This is a genomic window from Ramlibacter henchirensis, assembly GCF_004682015.1.
GTDB lineage: Bacteria > Pseudomonadota > Gammaproteobacteria > Burkholderiales > Burkholderiaceae_C > Ramlibacter > Ramlibacter henchirensis.
Genome location: NZ_SMLM01000001.1, coordinates 1,559,109 through 1,574,495, shown reverse-complemented (window position 1 = coordinate 1,574,495; position 15,387 = coordinate 1,559,109). Strand labels below are relative to the sequence as shown.

Below are 15,387 nucleotides of genomic sequence, written 5' to 3'. Positions count from 1 at the left end.
ATCAGAGCGGGTCGAAGCCGCCCGTGCGGCGCAGTTCTGCCGTCGCGGGTGACGAGAGCAGCGCCGCGACGGCCGCCGCGGCTTCGGGAGACTTCGCACGCGTGCAGACGGCGGCGGTGTAGACCGTCGCCAGCTCGAACCCGCTCGGCAGCCCGCCCGCGAGCTGCACGCCAGGCGTGTAGAGGATCTCCGTCACCTGCGTGCAGCCGACCGCATCGGGCTCGGGCGCACCGGCCAGCGCGCGCATCGCGGTTGCCCCGTTCGGAAAGGTGCGCATCCGGTCCTTCAGCGTCTCGTCCAGGTCGAGCGATCGCAGCACCTTCATGAAATGGATGCCCGCCGTGGCCTTCTGCGGGTCGGGGAAGTAGACGCCGCCTGCGTTTTGCAGCAGCTGCTTCAGCGCCTCGGCGTCCGCCACCTTCGGCATCGGCGCGCCGGCTTTCACGGCGATGCCGGTGCGCACGCGCCCCAGCGGTCGCGCCGTCCCCGGACGCACGTGGCCCTGCTGCTCCAGTTCGGCGATCAAGGCCTGCGTGAGGATCACCAAGTCGCAGGGGTCGCCGGCCAGCAACCGGTCGCGCATCGCGCCCACCGCGCCGAAGTTGCCGGCCACGCGGATGCCGCGTTCGGCCAGCGCCTGCTGCAGGCCGTCCACCAGGCCCTGGGCCGCGCCGCCACTGAGCAGATTCACGGGCTGCGGCATCAGTCGGCCTTGATGTTGGCGCTCTGGATCACCTTGGCCCATTTGGCGATGTCGTCCTGCATGTACTTATCGAACGCTGTCGGCGTCATGACCATCGCGGTGGCGCCCTGCTTCTCCCAAGCCTGCTGCACTTCGGGCGTGCTGGCGATCTTCGTGATCGCCTCGTTCAGCCGCGTGACCACCGCGGCGGGCGTGCCCTTGGGTGCGAGCACGCCGAGCCAGATCGTCGCCTCGTAGCCCCCAACTCCGGCTTCGTCGACCGTGGGCACTTCGGGCAGCACGGCCGAGCGCTTCTTGCCGGTGGTGGCGATCGCCTTGACCTTGCCGGCCTTGGCGTGTTCGGCCATGGTCGTCACCGCGTCGAACATCAGGTCAACTTGTCCGCCGAGCACGTCGGTACGCGCGCCGGAACTGCCCTTGTACGGAACGTGGACGATGCTGGTGCCGGACATCGCCTTGAACAGTTCGCCGGCCATGTGGTAGGGCGTTCCGGTTCCGGAAGACGCGTAATTGAGCCTGCCCGGCCGCTCCTTGGCGAGCTTCACGAGCTGCTGCACGTTGGTGGCCTGCACCGAAGGATGCGCCACCAGCAGCAGGTCCGAGTAGTTGATCGGCGCCACGCCCACGAAATCGCGCATCAGCTGGTACGGCTTGTTGGCCACCAGCGTCTCGTTGACCGTGTGCGTGTTCGACATCACCAGCAGCGTGTAGCCGTCGGGCGCGGACTTGGCGACGGCATCGGTGCCGATCACCGCACCCGCCCCGGGCCGGTTCTCCACCACGAAATGCTGCCCGAGCTGGTCGCCCAGGCGTTGCGCGAGGAAGCGCGCATACACGTCGGCGGGGCCGCCGGTGGCGTAGGGCACGATGACCCGGACAGGCCGTGCGGGCCAGTTCTGCGCCGATGCGGGCGCGGCGGCCAGGACGCACAGCGCGAACGCGCCCAACCAGCGATGCACTGCGGACAGCATGGCGTCTCCTTGAAAGCGACCGGCGATCTCAGCTCACTCGACCTTGCCCATCTTCTTCACGACCTCGGACATGCGCTTGACGTCGTCCTGCACGTACTTCTCGAACTCCGGCGTGTCCAGGTACAGCACGGGGCTGCCGGCGGCGCCGATCACCTCTTTCACTTTGGAATCGTTGGCTGCCGCGCGCGCTGCGGCGCGCAAGCGCTGCGCGACGGGATCCGGCACGCCGGCCGGGACGAACAGGCCGGACCACTGCGCGTACTCCGCGTTGTAGCCCGAGTCCTTGAGCGAAGGCACGTCCGGCAGCGCCTGCAGCTTGCCGTTGCCCCAGTGCCCCAGCACGCGCAGCTTGCCGCCCTTGACGTGCTGCACCACCGTGGCCGGCCCGGTGGACACCGCATCGATCTGCCCACCCAGCAGCGCGATGACCGCCGGTCCCGCGCCCGTGAACGGCACGTGCGTGAGCTTGATGCCGGCGTTCTGCGCCAGGATTTCCATCGGCACATGCATGGTGCCGTAATTGCCCGACGAGCCGTAGTTGATGGCGCCGGGGCGGCGCTTGGCGTCCTCGACGAAGTCCTTCACCGTCTTCCACGGCGCTTCGGCCCGCACGGCCAGCACGGTGGGATCGGCGGTGAAGCGCGCGATCGGCCGCAGCGAGTTGAAGCTGTACATCGGCGCGCGCCCGAGGATGGCGTCGGCTTCGGGCAGCACGCTGTAAGAAGCCAGCGCCAGCAGGATGGTGTAACCGTCGGGGGCCGCCTTGGATGCGTGGCCCATGCCGATGCCGCCGCCGGCGCCGCCGCGGTTCTCGATCACCACCGGCTGGCCCAGGTCGCGCGACATGGCCTCGGCGACCGGTCGGGCCACCGTGTCGGCGACGCCGCCCGGCGGGAAGGGAACGACCATGGTGATGGGCTTGGAGGGGTAGGGCGCCTGCGCGAAGGCAAGGCCGCCGGCCGCGGCTAGCGCGGCCGCAAGGGCGGTGCGACGATGCATGGAATCTCCTTGGGGTCGCGTTAGCATGCTACGTTGCCCAACCCGTTCCGCAGAGGGTTTCTCCCATGAAGATCGCCGCTTACCTCGACCGTGGACGCCCCGCCGTGGGCATCGTCTCATCCGACCTGCAGAGCGTGCTGCCGCTCGAATTGCCCGAGCTCGAGCGGCCGCGTGGCGCGCTGCCGGTCGTGGAGCTGCTCGCGTCGGGCACACCGATGCCGGCCACCGGCGCGCCCGTGGCCCTGGACGCGGTCCAGCTGCTCGCGCCGCTTCCGCGGCCGCGCCGCAACCTGTTCTGCGTCGGCAAGAACTATCACGCGCATGCCAAGGAGTTCGCGGGCAGCGGCTTCGACAGCAGCGCCAAGTCGGGCGGCGACATCCCGGCCGCCCCGATCATCTTCACCAAGGTGCCCGAGTGCGTGATCGCCAACGGCGAATCGATCGTCGTGCCGGCCGAGGTGTCCACGGCGATCGACTACGAAGCCGAGCTCGCGGTGGTGATCGGCCGCGGTGGCCGGCGCATCCGCAAGCAGGACGCGATGGACCACGTGTTCGGCTACACCATCGTCAACGACGTGACGGCTCGCGATTGGCAGAGCCGCCACCAGCAATGGGACATGGGCAAGTCGTTCGACACCTTCTGCCCCATGGGGCCGTGGCTGGTCAGCGCCGATGAACTCGATGGCACCCGCACGCAGCTGCGCTGCTGGGTCAACGGCGAGCTGAGGCAGGACGCGGCGACCAGCGACCTCATCTTCGACATTCCCACGCTCATCGAGACGCTCTCGGCCGGCATCACGCTTTTCGCCGGCGACGTGATCGCCACCGGCACGCCGGTCGGGGTGGGCATCGGCTTCAAGCCGCCGAAGTACCTGCAGCCCGGCGATGTCGTGCGCATCGAGATCGACGGCATCGGCGTGCTCGAGAACCCGGTGCGCTGATGCATCCGGTGACAGCAGCGCCCGGCGGTCGCGTTGCCGCGCCACAATGAAGGCCATGAGAACCACGACCGTGTTCGCTTCCGCGCTGATGGCCGGCGTGCTGGCCGGCTGCGGCTCGCTCGGCGCGGGCGTGGGCATCGGCATCCCGGTTGGGCCGGTGACTGTCGGCGTCGGCGGCGGCACGGGCGGCCTGAGCGTCGGCGTGGGCACCGGCGTCGGACCGGTCGGTGTCGGCGTCGGCGTGAACGACCGCGGGCAGGTCTACACCGGCGCGGGTGTCGGGGCCAGCGTGCCGATCGGCGGCGGGCCCGTGAGCGCGGGCGTTGGTGTCGGCACCGGCACGGTGATCTACGACCCGGCCAATCGTCTGCAGGCGCCGGTCGTGCCCGGGCCGCCCGGCACCGTGGCGCCGACCGCGTCCCAGCAAGTCGCGCCCTGACGGCGGCTCACGCCACCATCGGTGGTTCGGCCATCGCTTCCAGCTGTTCCTCCAGCATCAGCACCTGGCCTTTCCAGTAGTCGCTGCTGCCGAAATAGGGAAAGGCGGCGGGAAACGCCGGATCGTCCCAGCGCCGCGCCAGCCACGCGCTGTAGTGGATCAACCGCAGCGTGCGCAGCGGCTCGACGAGCACGAGCTCCTGCCGGTCGAAGTCGCGCACCTGCTCGTAGCCATCCAGCAGCGCGCCGAGCTGGCGCTGGCGCTGCGCACGCTCACCCGACAGCAGCATCCACAAGTCCTGGACCGCAGGGCCCGTGCGGGCATCGTCGAGGTCGACGAAGTGCGGGCCTTCGTCCGGCGTCCAGAGGATGTTGCCGGGATGGCAGTCGCCATGCAGCCGCAGCATCTTGAACTGCGGGGCATAGGCGCCGGACTTCCCGCCCATCGCGTGTTCCACGGCGTTCAATGCGGCATCGCACGCCTCGCGCCACACGCGCTCCACGTCCATCGGAATGATCTGCCGCTGCAGCAGCCAGTCGCGCGATTCGGTGCCGAAGCTGCGCAGGTCGAGCACGGGGCGATTCGCGAACGGCTCGGCGGCGCCTACCGTGTGGATGCGCGCCAGGAAGCGGCCGATCCACTCCAGCACCTCCTCGTCATCGAGCTCCGGCCGGCGGCCGCCGCGGCGAGGGCTCACGCTGAAGGCGAAACCGGCGTGGTGGTGCAGGGTGCCGCCCTCGAGCACCAGCGGCGCGACGGCGGGCACTTCAGCTTCCGCGAGCGCCCGCGAGAAGTCGTGCTCTTCGCGGATCGCCTCCTCGCTCCAGCGGCCCGGCCGGTAGAACTTCGCGACCACCTGCGCGTGGCCTTGCGCGGGTTCCTCGAGCGCGGCCTGGTAGACGCGGTTCTCGTAGGAGCTCAGCGCCATGAGGCGGCCGTCGCCGTGCAGCCCGACGCTGGCGAGCGCATCGAGCACGACGTCGGGCGTGAGCGCCTGGTAGGGGTGGGTGGCCGACATGCCCGCATTGTCGCGGGCGGGCGCAGTCATCGCGGTCTGAGCACGTGGCCGACCGCGGGATCGGCGCGGCCGGACAGCATCTGCGCGTAGGTCGCCTGCGCGTCCTGCATGCCGCGGTGCTGCTCGACGCGCAGCCACGGCTCGCTGCCCAGCACGCGCTGGAGGAAGTCGTTCCAGCCGGTGAGGATGCGCTGCTGCAACTCCTGTTCGCCCCATTCGGATTGCCGCTTCTTCGCCTGCGCGGGTGCGAAGAACAGCTCCGGCCGCGGTCCGGGCAGTCCGGCCCCGCCGCCGAGGCGATCAACGTGCGTGCCGCCCACCGCGCAGCTGTAGCGCAGCTGGTTCCCGAATCGTTCGTGAATGCGCCGCCGCAGGTCCGTGTTGCCGGCGAAGTCGATGTAGACGCAGGGCTCGCGGGCGGGCACTTCTTCCAGCGCTTCGTAGGCCAGCACCCGCGAGTAGCAGCCCAGGCCCTCGCAGAAACCGCGGTGCGCGGACGAAGTCAGCCCGATCACCTCGATCCCGCCGCGAAGCGCGAGGCGGTGCGCGGTGCCGTATGCGGTCTTGCTCGAAGCGCTGGACAACAGCAGGCGCCGCGCGCCGAAGAAGCCGTTGTCCGCCATGAAGTCGTCGATGAGCCAGGACGTGGAGAACAGCGGCCGCAGCAACGCTTGCGCGGCCTCGGTGTCCTCTCGCCAGAACGGGTCCTGGTTGCAGCGCGCATACCGGTTGTAGACGGCATGCAGCCCGGAGCGATGCGGCGCCGCGTCGCGAAAGCCCGCGGCCGTGAGCCGGTCGGGCGAGAGGATCGCGCTGTCCGCGAGCGGCCAGTAGCCCCACAGGCGCTCGCCCACCGCCACGCCGGGATGCATCGACTGCGCGACGCGGCCGAAGCCCCAGACCGGCAGCACGCCCCAGCCTTCTTCCCCGCTCGGGAAGAAGCGCCAGTAGTCCATGCTGTCGCCGAAAGCGGCGTAGGTGATGTTGTTCGCCGTCAGCGCCAGGAGATCGGGCGCGACGCGCACCTGGCCCTGTGCCAGTGCCGCATCGGTGTCGGTGCGCAGCCGGGTGTCGTCCAGCCGGTCCTTGCGGATGAGCAGGGTGGTCGTCATCCCGGCACCGTGCGCGGTCAGACCACGTTGATCTGCACGTCGATGTTGCCGCGCGTGGCGTTCGAGTACGGGCAGACCTGGTGGGCGGCGTCGACCAGCTGGCGGGCCGCGGCCTTGTCCATGCCGGGCAGGCTCACGTTCATGCGCACCGCGATGCCGTACGCCTGGCCCACGGGGCCGAGATCCACTTCGGAATCGACCGACAGGTCCTGGGGCAGGGTGATCTTCTGCTTGCCGGCCACGGCCTTCATCGCGCCGATGAAGCAGGCCGAATAGCCGGAGGCGAACAGCTGTTCCGGGTTGGTGCCCTGCCCGCCGCCGCCGGGCGACGTCAGCTTCACGTCGAGCCGGCCGTCGTCGGTGCGGGATTGGCCTTCGCGGCCGCCGGTGGTGTGGGCGCGGGCGGTGTAGAGGACTTTGTCGAGCTTGTTCATGTCTGCCTTTCGAGTGGAGGAGGGGAATGGGTTGGGGTTGTACTCCGCTTCGCTCGCCACGACCAAGCTGGACAAGTCACGCGCTCGACAGACTCCGCGTGTGCGCAGCCCCGAATCAAGCCGGCATTCTTCTCATTGCCCGAAGCGACGACGCGTCAGTGCGAGCGCGGCCCAGTACGCCACGACTGCGTAGGCCGCGAGCACGAGAGCGTGCCGCAACGGCTGCGCCGGCCACTGGTCGATGAAGAGCGGCCGCACCAGTTCCACCGCGTTGGTCAGCGGCAGCCACTCCGAGAACTCGCGCAGGACGTGGGGCAGCTGGTCGCGCGGGAAGAAGACGCCCGAGAGGAACATCATCGGCGTGAGGAACAGGGTGAAGTAGTAGGTGAAGAAGTCGTAGTTCTTCGCCAGCGCGTTGAAGATCAGCGCGATGCAGGAGAAGGTGACGCCCGCACCCAGCAGGATCGGCCACGCCGCCAGCAGCTTGGGGCTGTGGCTGATGCCCAGGGCCAGCATGACCACCAGGATGGCCGTGACCGTGAAGACGGACTTGAAGGCGGCCCACAGCATCTCGGCCAGCACCACGCTGTCCAGGCTGACAGGTGCATTCATGATGCCGTCCCACGTCTTCTGCACGTGCATGCGCGAGAAGGCCGAATACAGCGCCTCGAAGGAAGCGGCGTTCATCGCGCTCATGCAGATCGAGCCGCTCGCGAGGAACACGATGTAGGGCACGACACGGCCGTCGAACTGCACCTGCCCGACCAGCGCGCCCATGCCGTAGCCGAATGCGACCAGCCACATCAGCGGTTCGGCGATGTTGCCGATCAGGCTGGGCAGCGCGAGCTTGCGCCACACCAGCAGGTTGCGCTGGAACACCGGCCACCAGCGCAGCGACAGGTCGGGGAAACGCAAGGCGCTCTGCAACATCAACCATCCTCCCGGATCTGGCGGCCGGTGAGCTTGAGGAACAGGTCCTCCAGGTTCGCCGGCCGGTGAAGGGTGCGCAAGCCGTGACGCTCCGACAGGGCGTCGAGGAGGAGGCGCGCATCCTGCGTGTAGAAGAACACCGTCTCGCCGCTCACTTCCACCCGCGCCGCCAGCGCCCGCAAGGGTGGATCCTGGGCCAGCGTGAGGGCGCCGTTTCCGTAGGCCTCGACCACGTCCGGCTCGAGATGCCGCGCAATCAGCTCTCGCGGCGAGCCCTCGGCGATCTTGCGTCCGTGATCCAGCACCAGCAGGCGCGAGCAGAGGCGCTCGGCCTCGTCCATGAAGTGCGTCGTGAGCAGGATCGACTTGCCCTGTTGCAGCAGCAGCTGCAGCCGCTCCCACATCAGGTGGCGCGCCTGCGGGTCCAGCCCGGTGGTGGGCTCGTCGAGCATCAGCAGGCGCGGGTCGTTCACCAGCGCCCGCGCGAGCGAGAGGCGCCGGCGCATGCCGCCCGAGAGCTCCACCGGGCGCGAGCGCGCCTTGTGCGAAAGCGCGGCGAACTCCAGCAGCCGCGGGATGCGCTCACGGATGAGCGCGCCGGGCAGCCCGAAGTAGCGGCCGTACACCAGCAGGTTCTCGGCGCAGCTGAAGTCGGGGTCGAGCGAGTCGAACTGGCTGACCACGCCCAGCTGCGACTTGATCGCGAGTGCATCGCGCGGCATGGCCATTCCCAGCGCGGTGATGTCGCCCTCGTCGGGCGTGGTGAGCCCCAGGCACATGCGGATGGTGGTGGTCTTGCCCGCGCCGTTGGGGCCGATGACGCCCAGGCATTCGCCCGGCGCGATGTGGAAGGACAGCCCGTCGACCACGACAGTGTCGCCGTAGCGCTTGCGCAGGTCGCGGGCTTCGAACAGGGGCGCGGTCATGTGCGGCGCATTGTGTCGCAGGCCCGCGCGGGCTCGGGGCCGCTTAGAATTTTTCGCAAAGCTACAAGGTCTTCGCGCTTGTTCCCACCTCTTTCCATCCAGCACCAGTACCTGCTGCCCAAGAAGTTGCTCACCGTGCTGATGGGCAAGCTGGCCAACCTGCGCGGCGGGCCGCTCACGCGCGCGCTGGTGCGCCGCTTCGTCGCCCACTACAAGGTGAACATGGCCGAGGCGGCCGACCCGCGCATCGAGTCCTACGCCTCCTTCAACGACTTCTTCACCCGCGCGCTGCGCGAAGGCGCGCGGCCGATCGCGGATTCGCCGCTGGTCTGCCCCGTCGACGCGGCGATCAGCCAATACGGGCCGATCGAGCACGACCAGATCTTCCAGGCCAAGGGCCACAGCTACTCCACCACCGCGCTGCTGGCCGGCGATGCGGAGCTGGCGCGGCGCTTCGACCACGGGCACTTCGCCACGCTGTACCTGGCGCCCAAGGATTACCACCGCATCCACATGCCGTGCGACGGCCGCCTGGTGTCGATGGCGTACGTGCCGGGCGACCTGTTCTCGGTGAATCCGCTGACGGCACGGCACGTGCCCGGCCTGTTCGCACGAAACGAGCGCGTGGTCTGCGTGTTCGAGACCGCGTTCGGCCCCTTCGTCAACGTGCTGGTGGGCGCGACGATCGTCGGCAGCGTGGCCACCGTGTGGCATGGCGTCGTGAATCCACCGAGGCCGGGCCGTGTCGTTCGCTGGGACTACCGCGACAGCGGCATCGTGCTGCGCAAGGGGCAGGAGATGGGCCGGTTCCTGCTTGGCTCCACGATCGTCATGCTGTTCCCGCAGGACATCGTCACCTTCCACCCGGACTGGGCGCCCACCGTGCCCGTGCGGCTGGGCGAGGCGATGGGAACGATCGCGGGCGGGACCAGCCCGCTCTAGCGGGTCACTGGAAGGCCACTTCGTCGAAGGCGCGCAGCTTTCGGCTGTGCAGGCGCTGGCTGCCGCCGGCGCGCAGGATCTCGATGGCGCGCATGCCGATGCGCAGGTGCTGGTCGACCCGCTCGCGGTAGAACTGGTTGGCCATGCCGGGCAGCTTGATCTCGCCGTGCAGCGGCTTGTCGCTCACGCACAGCAGCGTCCCGTAAGGCACGCGGAAGCGGAAGCCGTTGGCGGCGATGGCGGCGCTTTCCATGTCGAGGGCCACCGCGCGGCTCTGGCTGAAGCGGCGCTGCGGCTCGTTGCCGGGCAGCAGCTCCCAGTTGCGGTTGTCGGTGCTGGCGACCGTGCCGGTTCGCATGATGCGCTTGAGCGCCGCGCCTTCGCACTCCGTCACGTCGGCCACGGCCTTCTCCAGCGCGACCTGGATCTCCGCCAGCGCGGGGATCGGCACCCACACGGGCAGCTCCTCGTCGAGCACGTGGTCCTCGCGCACATACGCGTGGGCCAGCACGTAGTCGCCCAGCTGCTGGCTGCTGCGCAGGCCCGCGCAGTGGCCCAGCATCAGCCATGCATGGGGCCGCAGCACGGCGATGTGGTCGGTGATGGTCTTGGCGTTGGCCGGGCCCACGCCGATGTTCACCATGGTGATGCCAGTGTGGTTTGGCCGCATGAGGTGATAGGCGGGCATCTGCGGCAGGCGCGCGGGCGCCGAGCCCCAGCTGCTTTCGGCCGGCGTGCCGGGCGCGCCGGAGCCGAGCCCGGCGCGGCGCGTGACGACGTTCCCCGGTTCGACGAACGCCGTGTAGTCGCTGTTCCCCTTGGCCATTTCCTCGTGCCCGAGCCGCACGAACTCGTCGATGTAGAACTGGTAGTTGGTGAACAGCACGAAGTTCTGGAACCAGTCGGGCGCGGTGCCGGTGTAATGGCGCAGGCGGTGCAGCGAGTAGTCAACGCGCGCGGCGGTGAACAGCGAAAGCGGCCGCGACTCGCCCGGCCGCTCGCGCCAGGTGCCGTTGGCGATGCCGTCGTCCATCGAGCCCAGGTCGGGCAGGTCGAACATGTCGCGCAGCATCGCGCGCCGCGCCGGGGTGAGCGTTCCTTCGATGTGGTCGTTCTCCGCGAACGAGAAATGAACCGGGATCGGCTCGGTGCTGGTGCCCACCTCCAGATCCACGCCATGGCTTTGCCGCAGCAGCCGGAATTGCTCCAGGTAATAGTTGCCGTAAAGATCGGGTCGGGTCAGCGTGGTCTCGAAGCGACCCGCGCCCGAGACGAAGCCGTAGGACAGGCCCAGGTTCTCCAGCACGTCTTGCGGCACGGCCGTCTCGGTGACGATCCTCACGTAGGGATAGCAGGCACGCACATGCCCGGGCAGCGTCTCGCCCGCGACGAACCGCTGCATCGCGTCGCGCAAGTGCCGAATCTGCTGCGAATAGATGGTCCTGACCTGGGCCAGCGCGGCCTCGGGCTCGCTGTAGCGAGTGGGCGCGATGAAGGGCGGCATGTAGGGCATGCGTTCTATTGTGCAACCCCCGTGATGAGAGGCTTTCAAGCCTCTTTCGGGCCGTGCGAATGCGTCCTACAAAGCGTAACGAACTCACCTGACGTTACAAGTTTGGCCCAGCGGCGACAGTCTCCTCACCCGAGAACACCTCAGAAAACTTGAACAGGAGTGAGCCCATGACGACAGCAGCGATGGCACCCAATCCCTTCGCCCTGATGATGGATCCTGAATCCGTGAGGGAGATGATCGACAAGTCCGAGCAGCTCTCCAAACTGAGCCAGCGTCAATGCCACCCGCTTGACCGGGCTGTCATCCGCAGCGCCAGCGCCGAACTCGCGGCCTACGACTCCAAGATCGACCGCACCACCATCTACCTGCCGCCGGAAGAAGAGACCAAGCCCACCGCGCTCACCCGCAGCTACGGCCGTCCTTACAACTGACCGGCCCCGTTTCCTTCATTCGAACGCCGTCCGCCTTCGGGTCGACGGCGTTCCTGTTTTCAGCGCACCGCCTCGCGCATGGTGACGAACTCCTCGGCCACCGTAGGGTGAATCCCGATGGTGGCATCGAACAAGGCCTTGGTCGCACCCGCCTTCATCGCCACCGCGAAGCCCTGCACCACCTCGCCTGCATCGGGTCCGACCATGTGCAGGCCCACGACGCGGTCGCTTGCGCTGTCGACCACCAGCTTCAACAGGCACCGCTCGCTGCTTCCACTCAGGGTGTGGCGAAGCGGCTTGAAGTCGCTGCGGAACACGGCCACGTGGGCGAACTTCTCGCGGGCCTGCGCCTCGGTGAGGCCCACCGTTCCGATGTTCGGATGGGTGAAGACCGCGGTGGGCACGCCGTCGTAATCCATTCGGCGGCGGCCGTCGCCGAACAGGTGGTCGACCACCGCCATCGCCTCGGCCAGGGCCACCGGCGTGAGCTGCAGGCGGGCGGTGACGTCGCCCACCGCGAACACGGAAGGCAGCGACGTCCGGTGATGCGCATCGACCTCGATCGCGCCGTGCTTGCCCTGGCGCACGGCCGCCGCATCCAGCCCCAGTCCTTCGACGTTCGGCACCCGCCCGGTGGCGAACAGCACCGTGTCGGCCTCGAGCCGGCTGCCGTCGTGAAGCATCACTTCGATCCCGCCCGGGGCCTTCGACAGCGATTCGGCCTCGGTGCCCAGGCGCAGGTCGATGCCGGTCTTGAGCATCTCGCCGGCGATGAAGTGCCGCACTTCGTCGTCGAAGCCGCGCAGGATCTGCTCTCCACGGTAGAGCTGAGTCACCTCTGCGCCGAGGCCACGGAAGATCGACGCGAATTCGCAGGCGATGTAGCCGCCGCCCACGACCACCAGCCGTCGCGGGAAGGGCGCGAGGTCGAACATGCTGTCGGACGTCACGGCCAGGCTGGCGCCGGGGATCGGCGGCACCGAAGCCGTGCCGCCCGTGGCGATCAGCACGTGGCCGGCCGTGTGCGTGCGTGGGCCGGTCGTGGTTTCCACCTTGATGGTGTGGCCGTCCACCAGCTGCGCCCAGCCGCGCAGGATCTGCACGCCGGCGCCGGTGAGCAGCTGTTCGTACACGCCGTTCAGCCGGGCGATCTCCTTCGCTCGATTGGCCTTCAGGCGCGCCCAGTCCAGGCGCGGTTCTCCCACGTCCCAGCCGAAGCCGGCCGCATCGGCGAAGTCGTGCGAGTAGTGCGCCGCATGGCTGTAAAGCTTCTTCGGGATGCAGCCGACGTTGACGCAGGTCCCGCCCAGCGCCGCGGCCTCGGCCAGCCCCACGCGCGCGCCGCGCTGGGCCGCCATGCGCGCCGCGCGCACGCCCCCGCTGCCGCCGCCTATGACGAAGAAGTCGAAGTCGTGCTCGTGTCGCATGAGGCTCCCCGGCTAGTCGCGAAACTGCGTGATCTCCTGGCGCATCCAGTCCACCAAAGCACGGGTGCGCGCGGGAAGCAGCCGGGCATGCGGATAGACGATGCTGATCGGCACGGGCGGCAGCTCGAACGATTGCAGCACGATCTTCAGCTTCCTGCCGGCCACCAGCGGCGCGACCTGGTAGGAGAAGAACTGCCCCACGCCGGCGTCATTGGCGCAGGCCTGCACGGCCGGAAGGACCTGGTTGAACTCGAGGTTTCCGCGCACGGTGACCTGCAGCGGCCGCCCGCGCTCCTGGAAGCCGCCCCAGGCATTGGGCCCGGCGATCAGGCGGATGCAGTTGTGCTGGCCCAGGTCGCGCGGGTGCTTGGGCGTGCCGTTGCGGCGCAAGTAGGCCGGACTGGCCACGACCACTCGCCTCACCGAGCCGAGCTGGTGCGCGACGAGTGACGAGTCTTCCAGCCGGCCGATGCGGATGCCTGCATCGATGCCTTCCTCGAGCAGGTTCACCAGGCGGTCCACCAGCAGCACGGAGCAGCGCAGCTGCGGATGCCGCGCGACGAAGCGCGTGACGACGGGCGCAATGTAGAGCTCGCCGAACAGCACGGGTGCCGTGATGGTGAGCTGGCCCGCGGGCTCGGCGGCCCCGCTGGTCAGCTCGGCTTCCGCGGTCCGCAGCCGTTCCATCACGTCGCGGCAGTGCGCCAGGTGCAGCCGGCCTTCGTCGGTCAGCGTGACGCGGCGGGTGGTGCGGTTGAACAGGCGCACGCGCAGGCTGGCCTCGTAGGCGGCCAGCGTGCGGACCACCGCCGGCAGCGAGGAATCGAGCGCGCGCGCAGCAGCCGTCAGGCTGCCGTGGTCGGCGATGGCCACGAACACCTCGATCGCGCGGAACCTGTCCATCGAGGGCGATTAAGCCAGATTGCGCAGGAGTCCTGTCCGCAGGTTCGCATTGATCCACGTGCGAGTGGAAACCAGAATCCCGGTCCTTTCGCAGGGAAGGTCGCTGAGCAAGGGAGCGCAACTCAACCGTTCGCACGCAGGCCCCGCGCGACATCCGCTGTTCACTCGTATTTGGAGGCAAGCATCATGTTTTCGTCCGAACCCCTCACCACCGCGTCGCCGCACCGCCGGATCCTCGTGGTCGACGATCACGCGCTGGTCCGCATGTGCGTGGTCCGTATGTGCGCTTCGCTCTCCAGCGAGCTCGAAGTACTGGAGGCGCCCTCGCTCGCCGCGGCGCTGGACGTGTACGACAGGTACGCAGACTCGGTGGAACTCGTGCTGCTCGAACTCAACCTGCCGGACAGCAAGGGCTTCGCGTCCCTGCTGACCCTGAAGCGCCGCCATCCTCGCAGCCGCATCATGGTGCTGTCCGGTGCGGTGGACGAAGCGATCGCGGCGGAAGCCCGCTTCCTGGGCGCCGAGAAGTTCCTGGACAAGTCCGGCGACCCCGCGCTGCTGAGGGCGGCCTTGTCGGACTTCGTGAACCTGCTGGAGCCCGCGCGCCGGCAAACGGGCTGGGCCAAGCCCGCGCGGCGGAGTTCGGAGCCCTCGGCCCCCACGCTCTCGGCGCGCGAGATCGAGATCCTCGACCTCGTGCTCCAGGGCAAGAACAACCAGGAGATCGTGGCCAAGACCGGCCTGAGGCTCGGTACGGTCAAGAACTACCTGTCCGGCCTGTTCGCGCTGTTCGGCGTGCCTTCCCGCTCCAGGCTCGTGACCCTCTTCGGCTGACCGGCAAGGGCGCACTGCCCCAGACGCGCCGCTATCATGCGGCGCATGACCCCGGCCCCTCTCCGGCAGCATCGTCCGGTCGCGACCGCGACGGTCTCGCCGCTTCGCTGGCTGGTGAGCTGGTGGGAGGTGATCTTCTTCGGCGCGGTGCTGCTGGTGCTGGCGCTGTCCCCCTCGAGCTACCGCGACCCGCGCATGCGCGCGGCCCTCGCCCGGCATGCGTGGACCGACACCGCGCCGATCCTGCTCGGGTTCTCGATGCTCTCCGCGCTGCTCACGGTGGTGCTGACGCGGATCGTCGTCGTGACGGCGCGCAGCTACGGGCTGTCGCAGTACGCGCTGGAGATGGTGATCCGCGTGCTGGTGCTGGAGCTGATCCCGCTGACGGCGGCTTTGTTTGTGGCGCTGCGTTGCACGATCCCGAACGGCGCCGCGCTGGCGGAGATGCGGCGCACCGGACGCTTCCAGGCTTTGCGGCGCGCGGGAGTGGATCCGCTGGTGCGCGAGGTGCTGCCGCGCATGCTGGCGGGCGCGTTCTCCGCCATCACGCTGGCGGCGCTCAGCTGCTTCGTGGCCGCGGTGCTGGCCTACCTGGCCGTCTACCAGCTCACGCCCGCGGGGCTGCCGGCGTACACGCGCATGTTCAGCCATGTGTTCAACCCGTCGGTGAGCCTGATCTTCACCATCAAGACCGTGTTCTTCGCGCTCGCCGTCTCCGTCATCCCGATGGCCTCGGGCGCGTACGACGACTACGCGGCCGCCCCGAGTTCGCGCGAGAGCGCGGCGCTGCAGGGCCTGGTGCGCATGTTCGCCGTGCTGCTGCTGCTCGAGTCGGTCTCGCTGGTGGGCAACTACTACTAGGCG

At 68.9% G+C, this 15,387-nt stretch carries 17 protein-coding genes; 6 read left to right on the top strand and 11 right to left on the bottom strand.

The genetic code is table 11. The annotated features are described in order from the left end of the window. Nucleotide 1 precedes the first annotated feature (1 nt). From EZ313_RS07795 to EZ313_RS07785, 3 genes are read right to left on the bottom strand one after another with little or no spacing between them, the layout of a single operon-like run. Complete coding sequence (locus EZ313_RS07795; protein WP_135262612.1) at nt 2–703, bottom strand: molybdate ABC transporter substrate-binding protein; 702 nt, start codon at nt 701–703, stop codon at nt 2–4. Beyond that, nucleotides 703–1,674 (bottom strand): tripartite tricarboxylate transporter substrate binding protein, encoded by a 972-nt coding sequence (locus EZ313_RS07790; protein WP_135262611.1) that lies wholly within the window; start codon nt 1,672–1,674, stop codon nt 703–705. The genes EZ313_RS07795 and EZ313_RS07790 overlap by 1 nt, the downstream gene beginning before the upstream one ends. A 33-nt stretch (nt 1,675–1,707) precedes the next feature. Then, nucleotides 1,708–2,673: a tripartite tricarboxylate transporter substrate binding protein gene (locus EZ313_RS07785; protein WP_135262610.1), complete on the bottom strand. Its 966-nt coding sequence runs from the start codon at nt 2,671–2,673 to the stop codon at nt 1,708–1,710. 65 nt (nt 2,674–2,738) lie between these two features. Here EZ313_RS07785 and EZ313_RS07780 point away from each other — a divergent pair, with 65 nt between their 5' ends. Together EZ313_RS07780 and EZ313_RS07775 are read left to right on the top strand one after the other, a co-directional pair. Further along, complete coding sequence (locus tag EZ313_RS07780) at nt 2,739–3,614, top strand: fumarylacetoacetate hydrolase family protein (protein ID WP_135262609.1); 876 nt, start codon at nt 2,739–2,741, stop codon at nt 3,612–3,614. Nucleotides 3,615–3,669: 55 nt separating this feature from the next. Continuing rightward, nucleotides 3,670–4,053: a hypothetical protein gene (locus tag EZ313_RS07775; RefSeq protein WP_135262608.1), complete on the top strand. Its 384-nt coding sequence runs from the start codon at nt 3,670–3,672 to the stop codon at nt 4,051–4,053. A 7-nt stretch (nt 4,054–4,060) separates the two neighbouring features. On the opposite strand, the gene EZ313_RS07770 is transcribed toward EZ313_RS07775, so the two are convergent. The 5 genes from EZ313_RS07770 to EZ313_RS07750 all read right to left on the bottom strand — a co-directional run bounded on the left by EZ313_RS07770 (nt 4,061) and on the right by EZ313_RS07750 (nt 8,473). Continuing rightward, nucleotides 4,061–5,101: a serine/threonine protein kinase gene (locus EZ313_RS07770; RefSeq protein WP_135262607.1), complete on the bottom strand. Its 1,041-nt coding sequence runs from the start codon at nt 5,099–5,101 to the stop codon at nt 4,061–4,063. Beyond that, entirely contained in the window at nt 5,098–6,183 is a 1,086-nt protein-coding gene (locus tag EZ313_RS07765) for a DUF2855 family protein (RefSeq protein WP_135262606.1), read from the bottom strand. Before EZ313_RS07765 ends, EZ313_RS07770 begins: the two co-directional genes overlap by 4 nt. 17 nt (nt 6,184–6,200) lie before the next feature. Next, nucleotides 6,201–6,617: an organic hydroperoxide resistance protein gene (locus EZ313_RS07760; RefSeq protein ID WP_135262605.1), complete on the bottom strand. Its 417-nt coding sequence runs from the start codon at nt 6,615–6,617 to the stop codon at nt 6,201–6,203. A gap of 132 nt (nt 6,618–6,749) precedes the next feature. Next, entirely contained in the window at nt 6,750–7,547 is a 798-nt protein-coding gene (locus EZ313_RS07755; protein WP_135262604.1) for an ABC transporter permease, read from the bottom strand. Then, nucleotides 7,547–8,473 (bottom strand): ATP-binding cassette domain-containing protein, encoded by a 927-nt coding sequence (locus tag EZ313_RS07750; protein ID WP_135262603.1) that lies wholly within the window; start codon nt 8,471–8,473, stop codon nt 7,547–7,549. Before EZ313_RS07750 ends, EZ313_RS07755 begins: the two co-directional genes overlap by 1 nt. Before the next feature lie 141 nt (nt 8,474–8,614). Here EZ313_RS07750 and asd point away from each other — a divergent pair, with 141 nt between their 5' ends. Further along, nucleotides 8,615–9,415 carry an archaetidylserine decarboxylase gene (gene asd / locus EZ313_RS07745; RefSeq protein WP_135263603.1) on the top strand — a complete coding sequence of 267 codons (801 nt, stop codon included), beginning with the start codon at nt 8,615–8,617 and terminating at the stop codon, nt 9,413–9,415. A gap of 4 nt (nt 9,416–9,419) precedes the next feature. On the opposite strand, the gene EZ313_RS07740 is transcribed toward asd, so the two are convergent. Further along, on the bottom strand, nt 9,420–10,928 hold the full coding sequence (locus EZ313_RS07740) for an AMP nucleosidase (RefSeq protein ID WP_135262602.1): 1,509 nt from the start codon (nt 10,926–10,928) through the stop codon (nt 9,420–9,422). Between the two features lie 167 nt (nt 10,929–11,095). Here EZ313_RS07740 and EZ313_RS07735 point away from each other — a divergent pair, with 167 nt between their 5' ends. After that, nucleotides 11,096–11,359 (top strand): hypothetical protein, encoded by a 264-nt coding sequence (locus tag EZ313_RS07735; protein WP_135262601.1) that lies wholly within the window; start codon nt 11,096–11,098, stop codon nt 11,357–11,359. 59 nt (nt 11,360–11,418) lie between these two features. Here EZ313_RS07735 and gorA read toward each other — a convergent pair whose 3' ends face one another. After that, the gene (gene gorA / locus EZ313_RS07730; protein ID WP_135262600.1) at nt 11,419–12,786 is read right to left on the bottom strand and encodes a glutathione-disulfide reductase; all 1,368 of its coding nucleotides are present in this window, start codon (nt 12,784–12,786) and stop codon (nt 11,419–11,421) included. Between the two features lie 12 nt (nt 12,787–12,798). Next, nucleotides 12,799–13,689 (bottom strand): LysR family transcriptional regulator, encoded by an 891-nt coding sequence (locus EZ313_RS07725; protein WP_135262599.1) that lies wholly within the window; start codon nt 13,687–13,689, stop codon nt 12,799–12,801. Between the two features lie 186 nt (nt 13,690–13,875). Between EZ313_RS07725 and EZ313_RS07720 the strand changes: the two genes are divergently transcribed. Together EZ313_RS07720 and EZ313_RS07715 are read left to right on the top strand one after the other, a co-directional pair. Then, complete coding sequence (locus tag EZ313_RS07720; RefSeq protein WP_135262598.1) at nt 13,876–14,523, top strand: response regulator transcription factor; 648 nt, start codon at nt 13,876–13,878, stop codon at nt 14,521–14,523. A 45-nt stretch (nt 14,524–14,568) separates the two neighbouring features. Continuing rightward, nucleotides 14,569–15,384 carry an MlaE family ABC transporter permease gene (locus EZ313_RS07715; protein WP_135262597.1) on the top strand — a complete coding sequence of 272 codons (816 nt, stop codon included), beginning with the start codon at nt 14,569–14,571 and terminating at the stop codon, nt 15,382–15,384. The last annotated feature ends 3 nt before the right edge of the window (nt 15,385–15,387 follow it).